The 19,457-nt window shown below is 68.9% G+C and carries 17 protein-coding genes and 3 pseudogenes; 9 read left to right on the forward strand and 11 right to left on the reverse strand.

Features of this window, described 5'->3' with window-relative positions:
- Positions 1 to 126, reverse strand: a pseudogene (locus J7I97_RS39040) (IS982 family transposase); the annotation flags it as partial.
- 320 nt (positions 127 to 446) lie between these two features.
- Here J7I97_RS39040 and J7I97_RS40055 point away from each other — a divergent pair.
- Positions 447 to 3,929 carry a LodA/GoxA family CTQ-dependent oxidase gene (locus J7I97_RS40055; RefSeq protein ID WP_214941414.1) on the forward strand — a complete coding sequence of 1,161 codons (3,483 nt, stop codon included), beginning with the start codon at positions 447 to 449 and terminating at the stop codon, positions 3,927 to 3,929.
- 29 nt (positions 3,930 to 3,958) lie between these two features.
- A complete protein-coding gene (locus J7I97_RS30690) occupies positions 3,959 to 5,080 on the forward strand; it encodes an NAD(P)/FAD-dependent oxidoreductase (protein WP_214941417.1) in 1,122 nt (373 codons plus the stop codon).
- A 743-nt stretch (positions 5,081 to 5,823) separates the two neighbouring features.
- Here J7I97_RS30690 and J7I97_RS39055 read toward each other — a convergent pair.
- From J7I97_RS39055 to J7I97_RS39065, 3 genes and pseudogenes are all read right to left on the reverse strand, one after another.
- Entirely contained in the window at positions 5,824 to 6,231 is a 408-nt protein-coding gene (locus J7I97_RS39055; protein ID WP_308369227.1) for a transposase, read from the reverse strand.
- Between the two features lie 23 nt (positions 6,232 to 6,254).
- Positions 6,255 to 6,761 (reverse strand): ISAs1 family transposase, encoded by a 507-nt coding sequence (locus J7I97_RS39060; protein WP_308369226.1) that lies wholly within the window; start codon positions 6,759 to 6,761, stop codon positions 6,255 to 6,257.
- 31 nt (positions 6,762 to 6,792) lie between these two features.
- A pseudogene (locus J7I97_RS39065) lies at positions 6,793 to 6,885 on the reverse strand (hypothetical protein); the annotation flags it as partial.
- Between the two features lie 512 nt (positions 6,886 to 7,397).
- On the opposite strand from J7I97_RS39065, the gene J7I97_RS39705 reads away from it, so the two are divergent.
- Complete coding sequence (locus J7I97_RS39705; RefSeq protein WP_285441060.1) at positions 7,398 to 7,520, forward strand: hypothetical protein; 123 nt, start codon at positions 7,398 to 7,400, stop codon at positions 7,518 to 7,520.
- A 662-nt stretch (positions 7,521 to 8,182) separates the two neighbouring features.
- Positions 8,183 to 8,836 carry a DUF5979 domain-containing protein gene (locus J7I97_RS30700; RefSeq protein WP_251059312.1) on the forward strand — a complete coding sequence of 218 codons (654 nt, stop codon included), beginning with the start codon at positions 8,183 to 8,185 and terminating at the stop codon, positions 8,834 to 8,836.
- A 375-nt stretch (positions 8,837 to 9,211) separates the two neighbouring features.
- On the opposite strand, the gene J7I97_RS39070 is transcribed toward J7I97_RS30700, so the two are convergent.
- On the reverse strand, positions 9,212 to 9,337 hold the full coding sequence (locus J7I97_RS39070) for a DUF6233 domain-containing protein (protein WP_251059313.1): 126 nt from the start codon (positions 9,335 to 9,337) through the stop codon (positions 9,212 to 9,214).
- 365 nt (positions 9,338 to 9,702) lie between these two features.
- Here J7I97_RS39070 and J7I97_RS30705 point away from each other — a divergent pair, with 365 nt between their 5' ends.
- Entirely contained in the window at positions 9,703 to 9,864 is a 162-nt protein-coding gene (locus tag J7I97_RS30705) for a hypothetical protein (protein WP_037792689.1), read from the forward strand.
- A 59-nt stretch (positions 9,865 to 9,923) separates the two neighbouring features.
- Here J7I97_RS30705 and J7I97_RS30710 read toward each other — a convergent pair whose 3' ends face one another.
- On the reverse strand, positions 9,924 to 10,802 hold the full coding sequence (locus tag J7I97_RS30710; protein ID WP_308378374.1) for a transposase family protein: 879 nt from the start codon (positions 10,800 to 10,802) through the stop codon (positions 9,924 to 9,926).
- Positions 10,803 to 11,007: 205 nt separating this feature from the next.
- On the opposite strand from J7I97_RS30710, the gene J7I97_RS30715 reads away from it, so the two are divergent.
- Positions 11,008 to 11,625 (forward strand): hypothetical protein, encoded by a 618-nt coding sequence (locus tag J7I97_RS30715; protein WP_251059315.1) that lies wholly within the window; start codon positions 11,008 to 11,010, stop codon positions 11,623 to 11,625.
- A gap of 615 nt (positions 11,626 to 12,240) precedes the next feature.
- Here the strand turns inward: J7I97_RS30715 and J7I97_RS30720 are convergent.
- Together J7I97_RS30720 and J7I97_RS30725 are read right to left on the reverse strand one after the other, a co-directional pair.
- Positions 12,241 to 12,873 (reverse strand): GNAT family N-acetyltransferase, encoded by a 633-nt coding sequence (locus J7I97_RS30720; protein ID WP_214941424.1) that lies wholly within the window; start codon positions 12,871 to 12,873, stop codon positions 12,241 to 12,243.
- A gap of 736 nt (positions 12,874 to 13,609) precedes the next feature.
- Positions 13,610 to 15,295 carry a serine protease gene (locus J7I97_RS30725; protein ID WP_214941427.1) on the reverse strand — a complete coding sequence of 562 codons (1,686 nt, stop codon included), beginning with the start codon at positions 15,293 to 15,295 and terminating at the stop codon, positions 13,610 to 13,612.
- Here J7I97_RS30725 and J7I97_RS30730 point away from each other — a divergent pair.
- Positions 15,294 to 15,602, forward strand: a complete 309-nt coding sequence (locus J7I97_RS30730; RefSeq protein WP_214941429.1) for a hypothetical protein — start codon at positions 15,294 to 15,296, stop codon at positions 15,600 to 15,602. The two genes, J7I97_RS30725 and J7I97_RS30730, sit on opposite strands and share 2 nt — an antisense overlap.
- Positions 15,603 to 15,705: 103 nt before the next feature.
- On the forward strand, positions 15,706 to 16,572 hold the full coding sequence (locus J7I97_RS30735; protein WP_214941432.1) for a hypothetical protein: 867 nt from the start codon (positions 15,706 to 15,708) through the stop codon (positions 16,570 to 16,572).
- A 470-nt stretch (positions 16,573 to 17,042) separates the two neighbouring features.
- On the opposite strand, the gene J7I97_RS30740 is transcribed toward J7I97_RS30735, so the two are convergent.
- The 3 genes from J7I97_RS30740 to J7I97_RS30750 all read right to left on the reverse strand — a co-directional run bounded on the left by J7I97_RS30740 (position 17,043) and on the right by J7I97_RS30750 (position 18,887).
- Positions 17,043 to 17,672 carry a transposase gene (locus J7I97_RS30740; RefSeq protein WP_214941435.1) on the reverse strand — a complete coding sequence of 210 codons (630 nt, stop codon included), beginning with the start codon at positions 17,670 to 17,672 and terminating at the stop codon, positions 17,043 to 17,045.
- Positions 17,645 to 18,604, reverse strand: coding sequence for an ISL3 family transposase (locus tag J7I97_RS30745; RefSeq protein WP_214941438.1), 960 nt, complete (start codon positions 18,602 to 18,604; stop codon positions 17,645 to 17,647). Before J7I97_RS30745 ends, J7I97_RS30740 begins: the two co-directional genes overlap by 28 nt.
- A gap of 79 nt (positions 18,605 to 18,683) precedes the next feature.
- Positions 18,684 to 18,887 (reverse strand): hypothetical protein, encoded by a 204-nt coding sequence (locus J7I97_RS30750; protein ID WP_214941441.1) that lies wholly within the window; start codon positions 18,885 to 18,887, stop codon positions 18,684 to 18,686.
- Positions 18,888 to 18,987: 100 nt separating this feature from the next.
- Between J7I97_RS30750 and J7I97_RS30755 the strand changes: the two are divergent.
- Positions 18,988 to 19,311: pseudogene (locus J7I97_RS30755) on the forward strand (DUF2000 family protein); the annotation flags it as partial.
- Positions 19,312 to 19,457: the final 146 nt, after the last annotated feature.

Genomic DNA, 19,457 nt, shown 5'->3' on the forward strand with positions numbered 1-19,457 from the left:
GGCATCGCTCAGACGTGGTGCGATACCAACCGCCGGCCGCCAGGGCGCCAGGTCAGGCCGCTCCTTCAGCAGGTCATCCGTTGTCACGTAGAGTGCGGTCGCGAGGGTGTTCAGGTTGTTCGTCACACAACGATCTTGAACACCCTCGCTCTCGTCACCGCAGGCACCCCTTGGAATTGATCATCTAGGGCGGGAGGCTTGTACCGCAGGCCGCCGGTCGTTGTCTCCCCTTCCCCTTCCCCTTCCCGTTCCCGGCCCCGGTGGCCTGGCGGGCGGCCTGGCGCTGGAGCAGAAGTTCGACGTTCGACGAGTCCGTTTAGGGTCGGCCGTAGGGAGGCTGGCTGACACCCGCACCGCTCCGAACAGGTGACGGTCCGTGACCTGACGCCGCCTTTGTTCCATCCTCTTGTCGCGGGCTCCGGAGGCGACAGGGGAGGCGGGTATCTGTGAATCTCGACGACGTGGTCAGCTGTGAGATCCATCCGGCCATCGGCATCTCTCGCGTGGGTAACAGCCCCACCGAGTTCTTCATCGGCCCCGAGCGGCCGGGAGTCCCGCCCGAGCCCGACGGCGGTTTCAAGGACACGGCCGGGCGGGTGAAGCGGCAGGCGGCGCGATTCCGCGTGTACGGCTACGACAAGGACGGGAACGTCCTGGGCGAGCTGACGGCGGACGACGCCAGAATCTCGTGGACGGTCGAGCTCGCGAACTCCAAGGCCGACTGGTTCAAGTTCCTCGGGCGCTTCCACGGCGCGCCGGAGAATACGCCGGGCGAGACTGCCACCGCAGCAGCGGTGACCGGGGTCCAGGACCCGCGCAACCGCCGCAACCCGGGGATCGACGTCAACGACCCCGTGGCCCGCGCCCGGCTTGTTATCAAGCCGGGCCCCCGGACCGTGACCGGTCCTTCCCAGGACGGCGGCACGGCCCGGTTCGACACGGGCACCTTCCTCGGCAGGCCGGTGCCGCTCGGGGAGCTCCGTACCGACGACAAGGGCCGGCTGCTGGTCCTCGGCGGCTCCGGCCACTCCGGGACGACCGCGGCGGAGAATCCGATCACCCACTACGCCAACAACGACTACTGGTACGACGACGTGTCCGACGGGCCGGTGGCCGCCACCGTGACACTGCGCGGCAGCGGCAGCGGCAGCGGGGGCGGGGACGGCGGCGGCACGAGCCGGACGCTTGAGGCGCGGTCCGCGTGGGTGCTGGTCGGACCGCCCGACTTCTCCCCGCACACCACCAATCTCGTGACCCTCTACGACGTGGTCGCCGAGGCCCAGGGGTACGGGCAGGAGGACCAGGTCTCGTTCACCCTGCACATCTACCCGATCCTGCAGCGCATCAGCGACTACCAGTGGGTCAATGCCGCCGCGCTGAGAGGCCACGGCGAGGGCGAGGCCGGCCATTTCACAGCCCCGGGGATGCTCGGGCAACTGGCTTCGAACTCGCCCGGCAGCAAGGATCTGCGTACCAGCGTCTTCGAGCGCCTGCGCAGCCCGGAGCCGAACGTCGCGGAAGCCACCTCCGAGTACATGCCGCAGCTCGCCGGCGACGACGGGGACCCGGTGGACGGCCGGCCCCTGACGTGGATGGCGCTGCTGCCGGGCCAGTACGAGCGGATGCGGCGCTGGGCCGAGGGCGATTTCACCGCCGACTGGACGGGCCGGGCTCCCGTACCCGGGGAGCCGGCCCTGGCACAGGAACCGCACGCCCTGGTGGAGGCGGCTCTGGACGCCTGCTCCGGGGGCCCGTTCTATCCCGGCATCGAGACGACGTACATCGTCCAGCAGCCGCAGACCTGGTCCGGACCCTTTCGCGTCCGCGAGGACTTCGCGCCGGGCGATCTGACGAAGTACATGGCCCTGCCCTGGCAGGCCGACTTCTACGAGTGCCACACGCACTGGTGGCCCGCCCAGCGGCCCGATGACGTGTACCCCGAATCCCACTTTCTCGCCCTGATCCGCGCTGCGGGCGACCAGGGCGCGGACGGCGCCGGACAGTTCCCGTTCCGGCAGCCCTGGGCCCGCGGGGTCGGGCAACAGGTGATCCACAAGCCGAAACTGGTCCGGGGAGCGGGCGAGAGCGACGGCGCGTACCGCACCCGCGTGGCCGAGCAGTGGAAGCGGATCCGCGAGCACGCCGGCGACAACGACATGGTCGAGCAGTGGAGCCGGCTGGGCTTCGTGGTTCCCCGCCGGGCCCCGGACGGCAGCCGCGCCCTGGTCGAGTCCGAACGCTCCGTTCACGTTGGGCTCAGCGACCGCGAATGGTTCTACACGCTGCAGCATCCCGACCGGTTCCCCGAGCAGGTCAAGGCCTCGCGCGAGTACGTCCGCAAGGTCCTCGCCGACGCCGTGGTCACCCAGAACAGCCCCCATGCACCGCAGACGCTGCGGCCCTTCCGCTACACCCGGGAGAACCTGGAGGAGCGGCTCGACCTCATCTACACGCAGCTCGCCCAGGAGGCGGACGCCTACGACGCCGCCGATCCGCGCAGGGACCCGCTCTTCCGCACCCGGGAGTCGGTCGTCGAGCGGGTCCGCCAGATGGCCCCCTTCAATCTGCTCGACGGCGTCTGGCTGCGCAACATCACCCCGGCGAAGCCGATCGACGACGTCCACGCCCTCCTGTTCACCATCTGGAAGGAGGAGGTCGGCGACGGCAACCCGGCGCTGAACCACTCCAGCCTGTACCAGAACCTGTTGGAGCAACTGGGCATCTTCCTGCCGCCGGTGGACTCCTACGCCTTCTCCACCCGGCCCGAGATCCTCGACTCGGCGTACACCGTCCCCGCCTTCGAACTGGCCATCTCCCTGTATCCCGAGGAGTTCTTCCCCGAGCTCCTCGGCATGACGCTGCACCTGGAGTGGGAGATCCTCGGTGTCGTGCCCATGGCGGAGCTGCTGGACCACCACCAGATCGACTCGCGCTTCTACCGCATGCACATCGGCATCGACAACGCGGCTCACGGACACGGCGCGCTCGCCCGCGACGCCATCATGCTCCACCTCGACCAGATGTACGCCGGCGGGGGCGACGACGCGGTCCAGCGGCAGTGGCAGCGCATCTGGAACGGCTACGTGGCGTTCCAGACCACAGGAACCCTGGGCGAGGACATCGCCTCACGGCTGCTCCGACCGCCCACCGTCGAACAGCGGCTGATCAGGATGATCGAGGACAGGGCTCCCTGGGCCGCGCGCAACCACGAGGGGAAGAGGCTCGGCGGCAGCTATCTGAACGACTGGTTCGCCGACCCGGAGGGGCTGCTGCGGACTCTGAGCACCTCCGACTGGGTCACCCCCGGGGACCACAAACGCAGCAGGATCTTCGACCTGTTCAGCTGGAACGGCCCCATGTACAAGGTGTTCGACGAGGAGGAGACCGGCCTGTGGCGGGAGTGGATCGACTCGCTCGGCCGACAGCCGTCCCCGCCGCGCACCTTCTCCCCGCTGGAGTCGATGGTCCTCCTCACGGATGCCATGCGCGCCCGCCCGGACGGCTTGTTCTCCGACGTGGGCGCCGTGGTGGGGCCGCAGCCGGGCAACCCGGAGCACTTGGTGGAGCGGCCGGCCGCCTGGTGGTCCCTGCAGCCGACGGAGGCGCTGCTGGCCGCTGTCGCCCACCCCGCCAATCGCGCCCGCGGCGAGTCGGGCGAGGAGGGTGCGGCCCGTGCGGAGGGCGGTACGCAGGGCGGCACGGACTTCATACGCGCATTCTTCGCGTCGGTCGACAGGCCCGCGCTCGTGGAAGAGCTGCCCGTCACCGGCACCCCCCAGGACATCGTGGACGAGTGGGTCGAGGCCGGCTGCCCGCTGCCTGACCCGCAGGTTCCGGTCACCCGGGTGAGCCTGTCGACGCCCCAGCCGGTGGCTGAACCCGACAGCCCGCTGCGCGTGCGCATTCACGGCATGGGCGGGATCCACTGACCCGGCCGGGCGCCGGCGCGGACGTCCTCGTGGCTGGTGGCGGGCCGGCGGGGGCGGCCACCGCCCTCGCCCTTGCGCACTCCGGTGCCGAAGTCGTCCTCGTCCACCCGGATTCCGCGCCCGAGTGGCGGGTCGGAGAGAGCCTGGCTCCCCCGGCGCGCACCCTGCTGGAACGCCTCGGCGTCCTCGACCGGGTCGCCACGGGCGGCCACCTGCCGTGCTACGGCAACCGCTCCGCCTGGGGGCGAGCCGCCCTGACCACATCGGATTTCGTCCGCAGTCCCTACGGCCCGGGCTGGCATCTCGACCGCCGGCGGTTCGACGCCTCGTTGCGTGAGGCGGCCCGAGACGCCGGCGTGCGCCACCGCCCGGGCAGCGTCACCGGCGTGACACGCACGGGGAACCACTGGCGGGCGACCGTCTCCGGGGCCGAGGTCACCGCATCGTACGTCGTCGACGCCACGGGGGCGCGTGCCGGGCTCGCCCGCCGGATCGGCGCACGGCTGGTGCACACCGACCACCTCGTGGCCATCACCGCTTGCGTGCCGAACACCGGTCAGGGAGGCGACGGGAGCGGCAGGTTCGAGGACGGCACCGAGCACACCTCACTCATCGAGTCCACGCCCTTCGGCTGGTGGTACACCGCGCCCCTGCCCTCGGGAGAGCGCGTCGTCATGGCGGTCACCGATGCCGACCTGGTCGGGCAGGCGGGACTGCGGACACCGGACGGATGGTGGGCCGCACTCGGCCTCAGCCGGCACATCGGCGCCCGGCTGCCCGTGCATGCCCGGCCGCCGGAACGCCTCGCCGTGCTCCGCGCCGGCACGTCCCGCGCCCTTCCTGCCGCCGGCCCCGGCTGGGCGGCGGTCGGCGACGCGGCCACCGCCACCGATCCCGTCGCCGCCCGCGGCATCACCTCCGCGCTCGCGACCGGCATCGCCGCTGCCGGCGCGCTCACCGCGAATGCCGGCGGCGACGAGGACGCGATCCGCCGCTACGCCGGTCTCGTCACCGGGGTCCATACCGAGTTCCTGCACGCCCGCGCGGCCTGCTACCGGATCGAACGCCGATGGGACACGCCGTTCTGGCTCCGACGCCGCCGGCTCCCGGACCACTCGCCCTTGCTGCAGGCGCCCGCCGGGACCGGGTGACCGCCAGGACCGGTGGCGGTCCGGCCGGTGGACCCTCTCAGCCGGTGCAGCCTGGGACGGCCCGTTCGGTATCCGCCCATCCCGCGCTGCCTGCGGTGATCAGAGCCGCAAGTCGCGGGCGAGGGCGGTCATCATGGCCCGGGTCTTGGTCTGACCGGACTGAGCCCCGACCCACCCCGACACGATCACCGGCATCACCGCACCCCCGCCACCTCATCCCGGCCCGCCAAGCCGCCGGCCAAGAGGCGCCGATCAACCTAGCCGCCCGCCGACCCACACGGTCAGCTCCATGGCACGCACACGGCTGTACCGCTGCTACTCAAGCCCGAAGATCATCCCACTGCCTCTTTTGGGCTCACCGACGCCCGACTGTCAGGGCCCACACCGGCCCGCGAGACCTAGATCTTGCCGTCGAAGTAGAAACGCACGCTGTTGCAGCCCTGATCCGCGCCGTTCGCTCCATCGCGCGTGCAGGCCGTCACTTAAACCATCCCGCATCCCCCCACCCCCAGCTTGTGTAGGGAGGATTGCAGGAGCCGCTGCCCCCGGTCGCCTGCTCTACGAGCACCAGCTCGCTGCGGAAGTACAGGTACCCCACCGCACGGCGCCCGTCAGGGTTGCCCCCATCGCAGACCCGAAGGTTGATGTTGTCGACCGACACCGAGCACGCGCGGAGGCCCAACCTCCCTTGGGGGAGTCCCCATGGGCGTTTCAAAGTCGCGGTGATCATGTAGGTGGCCTGGTCAGGGGATGTTCAGCAGGTCCAGCGGCCGGTTGAAGGGGTCGTAGGAGACGTGGCGGAGGCCGGCGGCGATGTTGCGGTGTCCGTGCTGCCGGAGCGTATTGATCGCCAGGTTGCGCAAGGTGGCCATGTTCTCGGGTCCGTGGCCGGTTCGGATCTTCGAGGCGTCCTCGCCGAAGGTGGTGTCGCGGACGAAGTGGAGCCGGTTCTCGATGGTCCACTGTGACCTGACGTGCTGGCCGAGCCGCTGGGGCGAGGCTTGTCGCGAGGTCAGGTCTGTGATCGCGTAGATGGTCTGGCGGCTGCGCCTGCCGCTCCTGAGATCAGTGCGGTGACGCAGGACGCGCACGGCCTGGACGGCATGAGGGAGGTCCAGGCCGAGGCCGGTGACGGTGAGGGCTCTGGTCACACGGGTCTCCTTGCGGCCGTGGCTCACCTCGAGGTGTAGCGCCGTGCGGTGACCTCCTTCCAAGGCAGTGACCGCAGCCCGCGGTGCAGCCCGGGCTGGTTGGCCTTGACCACCAGCAGGTAGTGCGCCTTCTTCTCCTCCACGAGGAAACGTACGTGGCCGCGCTGCGTGTGCAGGGCGTCGGCCGTGACGGTGACCCCGGTCAGGTCGTATGGCTCCAACAGCGCGGCGAAGCACGTGATTTCGTTGGTCTTGTCAGGAACCCGCAGCTGGGTGACGGTCCGGCCGTCGCCGGTCATCGCGGCCAGGAGGTGGGCGGCGGGTGCCTGGCCGTGCCGGGAGCCGCGGGCGGCCTTGCCGTCCACGGCCAGCGACTGCGCGCCGGCGGGATCGGCGCCGGTCAGGTCGGCAAGGCCGCCGGGGCAGACCAGACCGATGACCCGTCGGATCGTGGCGGCACTCGGTGCGACACGCACTCCCAGCGCCCACCACGCGGGCGCCCAGCCGGGCCAGAGCGTGCTGGGGAGCACTCGCGGACCACTGACCGATCGCCGCATACGACCGAGCGCCGCCGACCACCGCCGAGGCGGCAACCAGCAGCACCGCCACGAAGGGGTGACGCACCCCGCGCCGCCGACGCGGATCGGGCAGCATCCGCAGCCGTTCCACCAGCGAGAGCCCCGCCAGACGGTCCAGAGCAGCCGACTTGATGAGACACACGGTGGCAGTGACGGCACATCGAAGCTTGGTTGGTTCAGGGCGACTTGGGAAGGTCACCCCGTTCAACCGGAGCTTCGTTGCGTGCGTGACGGGCCCGGCCGGGCGGCTCTGGCCTGCGGACTACGTGATCACCAGGACTTTGAAAAGCCCGGATCCCGCCGTGTCCCAGGATCCGGGCCTCGGCGCCCATCAGCAGCCGCCGCTGCCGCTCGTCCAGATGCGGATACAACACCGCGAACTTCGCTGCCAGTTGACCGCGAACCGACTCCGGTATGCCCATACCACACCAACGACACGAAACCCGGAAGGTGACACGTTGATTCTCTGCGAGCCCTTACGGGCTCGGGCTCGGGCCCGGGCTGGGGGAGGGGGAGGGGGTGTTCTGGCCTGTCCAGGGCACGTTGCGGACCTTCACGTTGAAGGGGGCCAGGTCGTCGGTCAGCTTGGTGCCCACCGTGCACGGCTCGCCGGGCTGGGCAGTGGTCGAGCCCGCCATCGCCGACGACACCGCAGCCACCGACGCGGTACGGGCCCGGCTGGCGGCTGGCGAAGCCGAGCGTCAGCGCTAGATCAGGCTGCTGAACGCACTGCACCGCACCGACATCTGACACGACCGGCCTTCCACCTGCGGCCGGAGCTCGCGCCCGATGACGTCCGTCCCGGCTTCTGCGGGGACCGGCGTCGACCGGATCCGCCGGGCCGGGTGTGTCGTTTTTTCGGTGAAGCGGACGCCGCCGAATGGGCGATGCCCCCCGGGCTGGCTGGCGGGCGGGGCCGGGGGCTACAACCGAGCTTGTGTCGGCGTACTCGCGAACGTTCACGTGTACGCCGACACGGGTCCCTCCTAATATTCCATGGGCTTCGGCCCCGCCAACCGTGGGATGGCCACCATCCTGCGGGCCTCGCTGCCCTTTTGCCTTGGGATGGTTAAGGGCAGGTCAACTGAACCTTAAGGCTGCCTGTGGTTCCTCGGCCGCGCGTCGATCGAGACCGTCGGCGTGAGCGGCGCACACACGTCGCCCCAAGGGGGTTGGGGTTGTGACCTGCTTCTTTGAACGTGCTCTATGAGCCTCGAGCCGCCGTGGCATGCCAACCAGCGCCCAAAGCCTCCTCAAGGATGGATTTTGTAAGGCGGTGACAAGACTGCACTCGCTCGTGATGTCGGCCCGTATGAAGGACAGGGGAACAGCGTCCATCGGATCGAGGAGTGCCAATGTCCCGGAAGCGGACCATGAGTTCCAAGAAGAAGATCGTGCTCTCTGTCGTCGCGGGAGCCCTGGTGACCGGAGGGTTCGTCGTCACGATGGCGACCGGCAATGCCGCCGTCCCCGACGTCGTGTGTCCGGGGTCGACGGTGACGTTGTCGGGTGAGGCGGGTGCGCCGGCGGCGAGCAGCGGGACGTTTCCGGTGGGGACGAAGTTGAAGGTGACGAATCTGGACAACGGTCAGGCGACGACGGTGACGGTGAACGGTCCGTCGGGCAGCTGTGTCCTGCTGAACAACGCGGCCTTCGACAAGGTGCGGGAGCCGGGCAAGAATCTGATCCGGCGGGCGCGCATCGAACGTGTGACTGGTGGTGGTGATGCCCCGGCGGGTGCGGCGGGTGCGGCGGGTGTGCAGGTGCCGCCGGCCACCGGGGAGGTGGTGTGTCCGGGGTCGACGGTGACGTTGTCGGGTGAGGCGGGTGCGCCGGCGGCGAGCAGCGGGACGTTTCCGGTGGGGACGAAGTTGAAGGTGACGAATCTGGACAACGGTCAGGCGACGACGGTGACGGTGAACGGTCCGTCGGGCAGCTGTGTCCTGCTGAACAACGCGGCCTTCGACAAGGTGCGGGAGCCGGGCAAGAATCTGATCCGGCGGGCGCGCATCGAACGCGTGCGCTGAGCGACCAGAGCCGATACGAGGCCACCGAAGCTACGGCGGGGCATGGGCACGCCGTCCCCGCCATAGCACGGATTCCAGGCGGTCGGCCTGGAAGTTGGTGTGGATGGGACGTCCCTTGGTTGGCAGCGTCCCGCTCTGCCTGCACCCAGGCCAGCTGTACGTCGCTCAGTGAGGGGTCGAACCCTGTCGGGAACAGCAGCATGATCGGCTGCGGCCACATCCAGGGCCGCCGCCGGAACTCGACAAGGGCACCGGGCCCTGGGGCGCGGCCGAGAATTTTGCCGTCGCAGCGGATGCGGCGCCCGCCCTGGGCATCCGGCGGGTAGACGATCACGCGCAGGACTGGGCTCATTCCTCCACCGTGCTGCCGGGTACTCATTCCAGCACGCCCAGGGCGGCGTCGGGCCGGCAGTGGGGGCAGGCGGGGACGCCCTCGGCCAGCGCTCGGCGTACTTCGGTCGGCTGCTGACGGCTGTGCAGCGTTTCGAGGCGTCCCAGCATGTCCCGATGTGGACGGGGAGGGGAGCCGGCCCGCGCCGCCCGAGGCGCGGTGAGGGTGCGGCCGCGGCAGTGCCGTGGGGCGGGGGAGGGGAACCACTGCCGCGGTCGCTCGTGCTGGGACATGGCCGTGGTGAGGGCAGGTCAGTCGTGAAACCACCCGTGTGCGCGGAGTTGGCCCGGGGGCTATGGGCTCGTGTCGTGATCGTGCTCGCGGGCGGCACCTGCCAGCGTCGGGCGGGTTCCTGTTGGAGTGTCTTGGAACGTGGGTGCTTGCTCTTGCCCGCCATGAAGGATAAGAAACACATAAGGTTCGAACGCATGGGCGGAGGGCGGTTGGGCAGAAGGCGTTTCGGAGGTTGATAACTATGGTTCCCCTGCTTCTTGTTCTTCTGCTCGCTCTGATCCTTTTCGGTGCCGGTTTCGCGGTGAAGATCCTCTGGTGGGTCGCCATCGCGGTTCTGGTCCTGTGGCTGATCGGTTTCGTTGCCCGCCCGAAGGGCGGCAGCGGCCGCTGGTACCGCTGGTAGCCGCACGACACCAGTCCGGTCCTGACACCGCACGACGGTGGCCTGCGCCCAGGCCATCGTCATGTCGTCGCGTCCGGGCGCAGAGACGGACCGTGCTGTCCCTCGTCCCAGCGTTGTTGCAGGTAGTCGAGGTAGGGGTCCAGGGTGGAGGGCGTGCGGGGCGGGCGGCGCATTACTTCCTGCCAGGTGCGGGCCCTGGCGTACTTGCGCACCGTGCGACGGTCCAAACCGAGCTCCCGGGCCACGGAGGTATGGCTCCTCCTGGACTCGGCGGGAGAGGCCTTGCCAGAGGTGGAAGCGACGGCGTCGGGGGCACCAGCGGTGATGCCCTGCCGGTAGGCGAGGGAGCCGTCGCGGCAGGCGACTTCGACACCGGGGTGCGCTCGGAGCCATCGGCTGAGCTGTTCCGCGTCCCGTCCTTCCCAGAGCGTGAGCGGGAGGCGTGTGGTGGCGTCGACCAGGAGGGTGCCGTAGGTGCCGCCGTAGAATGCGAAGTCGTCCACGCCCAGCACCCGGGGTGTCTCCAGGGGCGGAAGCGGCACCCGCATCAACTGGGTCAGGACGGTGCTCCGCGAGAGCGTGACGTTCAGGATCCGCAGCATCCGGGCCCCGCCCCGGCCGGCCAGCACTACACCGACGTCCTCTACCAGGCGCTGCATCAGCGGGGTGCGCCGCTGGTAGCGCACGGTCAGGCCCGGCACCTGCTCGGTGAAGGTCACCTTCGGGCAGGCCGGGTTTTCGCAGTACAGGCGCCGTACGGACAAGTCGATGCGCAGAGGCCGGCCGCCGAGCGGGACATCGGCGAGGCGCCGTACGTAGCGGCTGTGGCACCACACGCTGAGCTCGCCGCATCCCGTACATCCCGCTGGAACACTGGATCTCGTGCGGGAGCGGACCGCCACGACAGCATCGGAAACATCAGTCGAGACCACCAGCACATTTGCCAACTGCGGTAACGGACTTGCCAGTTCGACAGAGCACAGCTACAGGCTGCCCGCTTATGCGGGCCGGCCGACCGCGTCACCGAGATGATCTCCGGCTGCTGAGTAGGCCCGGAGCGCGCTGCCGGGACAGCTCGCCCAGCAGGCCGGGCTGACCACGGACTACTCGCATACCTCCATCGCGAACTGGTGCCAGCGGGGCATGATCCCCAAGTGGCCGGTGCCGACGTTCCTCGCGCAGGCGATGGCCGAACGGCTCGGCCGGCCGGTGGCGCTTGGCGAAATCGGTATGGGCGATGCGGAGACACCGGAAGCCGATGTGGGGTTGGATTTCCCGCAGGACCGTGCTGATGCGGTCCGAGTGGCCACGTCGTTCTGGAGTTTCGTGAACCGCCGCGACTTTCTGACCGGATCCGGCTTCGCCGTGTCCGCGTTCACCACCCCTGTGACCCGCTGGCTGGTCACTCCCGCCTACGAGGCCGCCGACCTCACCGGCGGCAAGCAGGTCGGCCGGGCCGACCTGGACGAACTCCGGGACGCGACCGACGAGGCCCGGCGCTGGGACTCCAAATACGGCGGCGGGAACTGGAAGGCCAACTCCGTCACCGTCTGCCTCCAGGAAAGTGGCGCCCCACTGCTTCGGGGCTCCTTCACCACGAAGTGGGCCGGGACCTGTTCTCCGTCACCTCCGAGCTGTCACGGCTGGCGGGATGGACGGCCTTCGACGTGGGTCAGCATGATGTCGCGCAACGGCACTTCATCCAGGCCCTCCGCCTCGCCCGCGCGGGCGGCGACGTCCAGCTCGGCTGCTATGTCCTAACCACCATGGCCATGCAGTCCCTGCTGCGGGGCTTCGCCTGCCATCTAGGAACTCCTGGGCGTCCATGGGACCCAAACCAGAGTCGCGGCGCGCCTCGGAAAGACCGAGGCATGGGTCTCTCAACGTCTGGCGCTGCTTGGCCTCGCCGAAGGCCTGCAAGAGAAGGTCGAATCGGGCGCGCTGACGGTTAAGGACGGCGCCGTCGGATCGGGCGTCTCCCCGCGGCGCAGCAGCACATCGAGGCAGAGAAGGCCCTTAACCGGGTCTCCCCGTAAGCCCAGGGCAGAGGCTGGTGCCGCCTCGAACGCCCCCGGCGTGCCCTCACCGCTAGCTGTGCCGGCACCGGCGGCCGGAGGTGATGACGTGATCGATGGTCTTAACCCGGTTAAGACGGACTCCCCCGCGATTCACCCACACGCGGCTCCCACCCTTCTAGATAATTAAGTCCAAGGGATCCCCGCGGACATGAGGGGAGGGAGTCCATGGTCGGTGTGTGAAGAACTGATCTCGACTCCCTCGCTACCGCTGTGCATGTGAAGACCGACGACCTGTTGAACGCCTCGCCGCAACTCGCCTCCCCGGCGCATGGCGCCGTTCCGGGACCTGGGTTGCGGTTCAGGGAGCGACGGGCTTGTAGATGAAGCCGGTCAGCGGTGCGAGGACCTTCCAGTCGAGCGTTTCGTAGAGCGCTCGGCCTTGGACGGTCGCGCCCAGGATGCCGGTAGCCGCACCGTTCTCGATGGCCGCGTTGGTGAGTGCGCCCATCACAACCGTCCCGAGGCCGAGGCGCTGGTGAGCCTCCTCGGTGACGATCTGGTCGAAGACGCAGGCGGCACCTGTCAGACCGATTTGACCGCGCGCGGCGAGCTCCCCCTCGGCGGCCAGAATGCGCACGCTTATGACATCGTCGGCGGTCTCGGCGGTGGCTGTGTAACCGTCAGGCGCGCGCACGACGGACGGACGCAGGTCGACGGCCATTAGGAAGCCGGGATCGGTCGGCTCCCACTCGGGCGAGAACCACGGCTCCATGACGTCCGGTTCCAGAAAGGCCTTGATGCAGGTGGCCGGTTCGGTGATCGCGCCGACGAGCCCGCGGGCGGTCTCGACATCGGCGTCGAGTAGGACGTGACGGACCGCCTGGGCCGGCAGCCCGACCTGGATGCTCAGCCCCCACGGCACGTCCACCGGCTTCGGTGCCCGCCGCGAGACGGTCCATCCGTCGACCCACGAGCGCGCGAGCTCTAACATCCAGACACCCCTCCGAGTAATGACTGAGATCCGAATTCGGATGTTACACAAGCGTGGTGACAGCCATCGATGGATCGTCACATAAGTCCAAGGGATCCCTGCGGACATGAGGGGAGGGAGTCCATGGTCGGTGTGTGAAGACTGACCTGGGGACACTGACGCCCCGACCCACCGCTCACTAACCGCCTTCGACCACTGAACCCCTTGGACTCAATCATCTAGAACCGGCTGGGTGATGATCACGTTGATGCGTACGGCGGCCTCGATGGCCCTGGCCGGTACTCCCGCTGTCCCTGCTTGCCACCGCCCAGGCCCAGGCCCAGGCCGCCGTACCCGAAGTCCTTCCGATCGGGGTCGCGGTCTCCGCGCTCCACGTCGCCTAGGAGTCCCCGTGCCGGTTACGTACGCACCGCGTTCAAGCACTGGAGCGCGGGCGACAACGCGTCAGATGGCTGCAATACGCGCCAGGAGGTACTGATCGCCGAGGCCGTCGTCGCCCCGCAGATCGGCCCGGGCTGCGCGCTGACCGGGGGGACATGGGCGTCGTACTACGACGAGACGATGGTGAACGGCCGAAGCGGTCTTGACATCGACCACATGGTCCCGCTGTCGTAGACGCCGGTGCAGAGCGGACGCACCATCGGTCGCACTGCGGACCCAGATGCGTAACTGAACGTACGCAGACCGCCTGGGGGCGGCCTGCGTACGACGTCAGCCGGTGGCCAGGGGCAGGTCGTCAGCCCTTCGGGGGGACGAGCATGCGCTCGGAGCCCAGAGCGTTCACCGTGGTGTTCCTGTACATGGTGGTCTCGCCGTCGGTCCAGCGGATGATGAGGTCGTTGGTGAGGCCGTCGTCTGTGTACTGGCCCGTGCTCATGATCACGCTGTGCGTCCAGGTCTTGTTGGGGCCGTGGATGCGCTGCTCGCCGCCGAGGCCGCCGGTGGTGGTGCCGACGTAGTTATCGAGTTCGCCGCTGTCCCAGCGGACCATGAGGTCCCACTTCTGGCTGCCGGAGAACTGCCCGGAGGTCAGCAGCGTGGCTTCCTTCCAGGTGCTGTTGGGGTCCTTGAGCTTGTATTCCTGACCGAGGGTGCCGGCGCCCACGTTGGTGTAGAGGCTGAGCTCGCCGTCGGACCAGCGCACCATGAGGTCGGTGACGTAGGTGCTGGCGTTGAAGCGGCCGGCGGCTATCTGCGTGGCGTGGCTCCAGATCGAGCCCGCCGGGGCCATCTGGGTTGCGCTGGCGACGGACAGGGCGTTGGCTCCGACGTCGCCGTAGAGCGTCATCTCACCGCTTGACCAGCGGACCATCAGGTCGAACTGGTTGGAGCCGGTGAAGTCGCCTGCGGTGATGTTCGCGACTTCCTTCCAGCCGCCGTTCGGGGGGAGGAGCTGCCGCTCCGGCAGGAACGCTCCTTGGCCATCGCCCGGGAAGAGGGTCACCTCGCCGTCCGTCCACACCACGAGCAGGCTGCTGCGGCCACTGCCGGTGAAGTCGCCGGAGGCCATGGTCTTGGCATGCGTCCACAGGTCCCCTTGACCGGGCAGCAGCGGACTGTCAGCGGAGCCCTGGTACGGGGGCCGGGAGGTGCCGTTCGGGTCGCGTCCGGCGTTGGCGTCGCTGTACAGGTCTTGGGCGTCCTTGCCGTAAATGGGCGAGTACGTGACCCAGTCGACGTTGGCATCGTTGCCACCGCCGTTGTAGCCGCCGGTGTTGCCGATGATTTTGCCGGTGCGGCTGGTGGCGTCGTAGTCGGTGATCCAGGGACCGCCCGACACTCCGCCCCAGAAGCCGCTGCACTGCATCTGCATCTGGCGGAAGCCGCTCAGCCGGGTGGTGGGCACGTTGCAGCGGAGGGCTTTGTGATCCTTGTTGTGGCTTGCGCTGGACGGGTAGCCAACGACGGTGACGTTGTGCTCGTACGTGTTCACCGGCGTGAAGGTGAGCGCCCCGGTAACGTTCTCGACGGTGCCCCTGGCGTTCGGATCGACCAGGGCGAAGGCAAAGTCCAGGTCGGACACGGCGCCCTTGCTGTTGTGCCGGTAACGAGGGTCCTGGTAGACGCCATTGGCCTTGACCGGGAAGATGCCGTACGGCTGGGCGCCCACGTCCTTGCCGTTGCGGTACTGCGGCACGAAGATGGCGTGGCTGGTCGGCTTCTTCATCTCGTCTGCGCAGTGCCCGGCGGTGAGCACCATGCTCTTGCCCGCGCTTCGGACCACGCTGCCGGTGCAGGATGTGTCGGCCTTGCCGATCTCCTCTTGCCGGTAGAAGAAGGTGCCTACCATCGGCATGCCGTCGAAGTAGCTGCCTGCCGGGGTGCCGGGCGGGGCGGCGGCCATGGCGCTTCGCTGTTTGCCGGCAGCCCCGTCGGCCGGCGCCTCACCTCGTGCGGCGTCGACGGGTACGGCGGCGGCCATGCGCTCGGCCGTCCAGTACGTCTCTTCGGCGCGCAGCTTGTCTGAGGATGCCGGCGGGGGCGCAGTGGCCGTTGCGGCTGGGGTGCTGGCGGGCGGGCTCGGGGTGGCGGTTGCCTTCGGAGTCGCGGTGGCGCTCGGCTTCGCAGTGGGGCTGGGCTTTGGGCTGGTGCTGGCCGTGGGAGCGGTGGGGCGAGCGCTCGGGGTGTCGGTCGCGGCGAGAGCCGGACCGGTGCCTAAGAGGGTTGCTAACAGGCTGAGGGTGAACGCTATGAACCATCTGGATCTCAAAGCACTTGCTTCCTGGTGAGGTGATACTCGGGTCAAACGGACCGTAATTGCACGTCCGTTCGACTGAGGGGCAGGCTATGCAGCGGCATGGAAGATCGTCAACGGAGATGAAAAGAGGGCGAATGGGTACGATGAGGACGAGGATCAGTGGGGTCACTGTGCTGGCGCTGCTGCTGTTATCGCCCGCGGCGGGCAGTGCCTCCGCGACGCCGGCCGCGGATCCGCCCACCCCGCTTCCCGTGGGCGCCCAACTGACGGCGCGCCCCGGTGAGCAGCTCACGTTCACGGCGCCCTCGCACCTGCCGGGGATGAACGGGAAATGGGTGATCTCCAAGGCATTCATCCGGCCCGGGACGCTGAGGATGAACGATCCGGTCATGACCGCCGTGGCCACCGTGGCGTGTGACACCCCGCCAGGCGTCTACGCCGTCGAGACGAACATGCCCGACGGGCCCGCCCAGGGCATCAAGGCAAACGCCTGGGTGACCGTCAACGTCGCGGACATCGGCGAAGCCGAACGCGGTGCCTGCCCGGGGAAGGTCGCAGCCCTTCCCCCGGAGCCGCTGGAGGAGCGCTGGCCCGTGAGTGACTCCTGGCCGCAGTCTCCCTGGGACGTACGGACGTTCCAGCCCGGCGCCAAGGTGACACCCACAGCCATGGCCGAAGGCTACGACAAGCCCCTCACCTCACCGGGTTTCACCGACAAGCCCGTCATGCGCGGGGCCAAGGCGGTCGTGACGGCGACGGCGGTGATTCGATGCGATGCCGCGCCCGGTCTCTACGAGGTCCGTTGGGTGGGCAGGGACGAGGTCTGGGCCCGCTACCGGGTGGCCCGGACCGATGACGCGGCCCGGCACGGCTGCCAGGACGAGGCGGAGGCGCTAGCCACAAGGCAAGTGACCGCCTGGTCGCTCGGTGCCGCGGCTCTGGCTGTTGCAGGCGCGGTGACCTATGCCCTCGTCCGGCGTCGCCGTCGGGTATCTCCCTGATGCTCGAACCCCTCCCGCCTGCCCCGGCTTGGGATACGGCTTGAGGCGCAGCCCGCCCTCTACGTCGTGCACTGGAACGAGGAGGGCAAGCCGGCGAAGATCTGGGCCCGCTACCAGGTGACCGCAGCCGCCCCAGACTGCCAGGATCGGGCAGTCGCGCCCCAGGCCAGCGCGCTCCGGCAGAAGGCTCCCTGGCTGCTCGGCGCCGCCGCTCTGGCCGCGGTGGGAGCGGCCGGCTGCGCCATTTCCGGCGCCACCGGAAGGTGTCTCGCTGATGTCCATGACCCTGTGTCGCCGGTGAAAGCTCTGCTCAGTTGGCTCCTGCGTAGGGGTGTCTGAGCATTGCAGCCGACCCTGTAGTGGAGTGCGGCCATTCGCTTCACGACTCTCACCAACATCTGCAGGGTGTGTCAATGGCCTTGAAGTGCTGGCTCAGGCGCGAATTCCGTGAAGCCCGCACGTAGTGATCTTCAGCGTGCGAGGAGCACGCGCTTGCGGAGGAGGCCGGGCTTCGCCCTGCCGAACATCTGGCGCTTCAGCATCTTGATGCGGTTGACGTGCCCTTCGACTGGGCCGCTGTTCCAGTGCAGGGTGAGGCCCGCCATGACGGCCTCCCAGTCCTTGCGTAGACCGCTAGCGAATCCACGTAGCTCGGGGCTGGCGCCGGCTTCGGCGTCCGCGGTCCACTGCTCGAGGTCCTCTCGGCCGCGGCGGTTGACGAGGATCGAGGCGAACCGCGCGATGAGTTCGCAGGCGTCGTCCAAGGCCCGACAACCGTCGCGCAGCTCCTTCAGGAGGACGCGGCCGGCCTCGGGCCGGTTGTCGGGATGGGTGAGGATGAGTGTGGTCACCTCGCGGACCTTGGGGACCGGCGGGCGGGCAGTCGGCGCGGCGTTGTCGCGCAGCCGGTGCACGAAGCGCCGGACGGTCCGCTCGCTGTCAGTCAGACCGCGCTCGGCGAGTTCCCGGTGGAGGCGGTCGGCGCTGGTGCAGCCCTCGTTGAATCGGGCGGTCAGGTAGGCGGCGTGGCCGTCCAGGCTGGTCTGTCTGCCGCCAGTGGGGCCGGCGCCGATCAGTTCCTCCGGTGTGCTGGCCTGCATGAACTTCCGTACCGTCTTCGGGTCCAGGCCGAGCTCGGCGACGATCCTGCTGTGGCTGACGCCCTTGTGATCAGCGCGTGGACGGCGGCGTGGCGCGCGCGGGTGCGCTGAGCCCTCGGCCCCTCGGGCAGCAGCACGCTCTCCCGCTCTGGCGCGGGCGGAGTCCATGCCGGACGAAGGCGGGCGACCAGCCGTTCGGTCGCCTCACCGAGGTTCGCCCATAAGTGATACCTGTCCGCGACCTGCGTCGCGGTGCCGGCTCCGCGGGTCGCGCCGTCGGCATAACAGTGGGCCCGGTCGCGGCAGATCACCTCGACACCCGGATGCGCAGTGAGCCAGTCGGCCAGAGCGTCGGCGGACCGTTCGGGCAGGACGTCGACTGGTCGGCGGCCTTCGATGTCGATCAGGACCGTGCCGTAGTTGTGTCCCTTGCGCAGAGCGAAGTCGTCCACACCGAGCACCCGTACCGACCCGACCTGCGGGTCCGGCAGCGCGCGGACCAGGCGGATCAGAGCGTCCCGGCCGATCCCTACTGACAGGCGTTCGGCCAGCCGGGCACCGGCCCGGCCGCCCAACGCGAGGGCGACGGCCTCGCGGACCTTCCGCAGCGAAACGGTGCACCTGCCATAACGGAACGTCAGCCCCGGTATCTGCTCGGCGAAGGTCCGCTTCCCGCACTCGGCCGCAGTGCAGAAAAATCGGCGGACCCGCAGGTGGAGTACCAACTCCTGCCCGCAGACCGCGGTCTCGCTGACGTGCCGTTCGTAGCCGCTGTGGACGCGCTCGGACCAGATCCCACAGCCTGGGCACTCCGCTCCCAGGGCCTGGCCTCGCGCATGAACCCGAACCGACTGGCCGGCCGTTCTGATCGCATCCACCCGCAGCAGCACGAACTGGGGAAACAGAGTGGCCAGGAGATCATCAACAGTCACCCGCCATGATCGCGAACTGTCGAGATCTACGTGCGGACTTCACGGAATTCGCGCCTGAGCCAGTATGCCGAGGCCGCGGTCAGAGTCCACTTGCTGAAGAGGGAGCACCTTGATCAGCCGGCTTCCTCCGAGCGTTGCCATCCTCGGCGGTGAGCGAGGTCTGGCCGTACATCGTCGTGGCCGAGTGGTTGTAGACCCTGATCTGACCGCCGTGCTCTGTTGAGAGGTTCACCTTCTCCGGCACAATGGTGAGGGTGGCGGTGCTGTCTTCGGTTGCCGTCAAATCACGCTCTTGTCGGCCGGTCTGGGGTTGAGTCAGCGGGTCCGGTGAGGACTGCTGTTGAGCTGGGTCATCAACTCACGGTTGGCGGCAGTCTCGGGCCATGAGCGACGAGACGAAGAACGAGAACGACGAGCAGGTCGATCAGAGTGGTGAGGACGCGCCCGTGCGCTTCGACACCAAGATTCGCGGTGCCGCTGCGCGACGACCTGGAGACGTGACAGTGGCTGAATGTCACCGCGTTCCTCGTCAGCGGGATCGGAACGGTCCTCCCCGACGTGGTCGGCGAGCCGTACCAGGACAGCGACGGTACCCCCTACCTGACGATGTTCCGCCAGCCCGTTCTGGTCTTCGAGGGCGGGAAGCGGTGACGGCGGCGCACGAGTGGGCCGTGCGGCGCGGACTGCCGACCGCGGTGTTCACGTCGTCCTCACGCCCGGATGACGGCTCACGACCTGTCGGCGAGGGCGGATTTCGCCCTCAAGTCGGACGAACAGCGCAGGGGGGGGAGGGGCCAGCTCCCGGCGCCCGTCTCCGACGAGAACCGTGCGGGACCTGAAGGGGCGATTCCGG

It is taken from the genome of Streptomyces sp. ISL-87 (genome assembly GCF_018614095.1).
Classification (GTDB): Bacteria; Actinomycetota; Actinomycetes; order Streptomycetales; family Streptomycetaceae; genus Streptomyces.

Coding starts and splice junctions, on each gene's coding strand:
- J7I97_RS30700 (WP_251059312.1), top strand. CDS start 8,183: ATGAGTTCCAAGAAGAAGATCGTGCTCTCTGTCGTCGCGGGAGCCCTG.
- J7I97_RS39070 (WP_251059313.1), bottom strand. CDS start 9,337: ATGCTGGGACGCCTCGAAACGCTGCACAGCCGTCAGCAGCCGACCGAA.
- J7I97_RS30705 (WP_037792689.1), top strand. CDS start 9,703: ATGGTTCCCCTGCTTCTTGTTCTTCTGCTCGCTCTGATCCTTTTCGGT.
- J7I97_RS30715 (WP_251059315.1), top strand. CDS start 11,008: ATGATCCCCAAGTGGCCGGTGCCGACGTTCCTCGCGCAGGCGATGGCC.
- J7I97_RS30720 (WP_214941424.1), bottom strand. CDS start 12,873: ATGTTAGAGCTCGCGCGCTCGTGGGTCGACGGATGGACCGTCTCGCGG.
- J7I97_RS30730 (WP_214941429.1), top strand. CDS start 15,294: ATGCGCTCGGCCGTCCAGTACGTCTCTTCGGCGCGCAGCTTGTCTGAG.
- J7I97_RS30725 (WP_214941427.1), bottom strand. CDS start 15,295: ATGGCCGCCGCCGTACCCGTCGACGCCGCACGAGGTGAGGCGCCGGCC.
- J7I97_RS30735 (WP_214941432.1), top strand. CDS start 15,706: ATGGGTACGATGAGGACGAGGATCAGTGGGGTCACTGTGCTGGCGCTG.
- J7I97_RS30740 (WP_214941435.1), bottom strand. CDS start 17,672: ATGCAGGCCAGCACACCGGAGGAACTGATCGGCGCCGGCCCCACTGGC.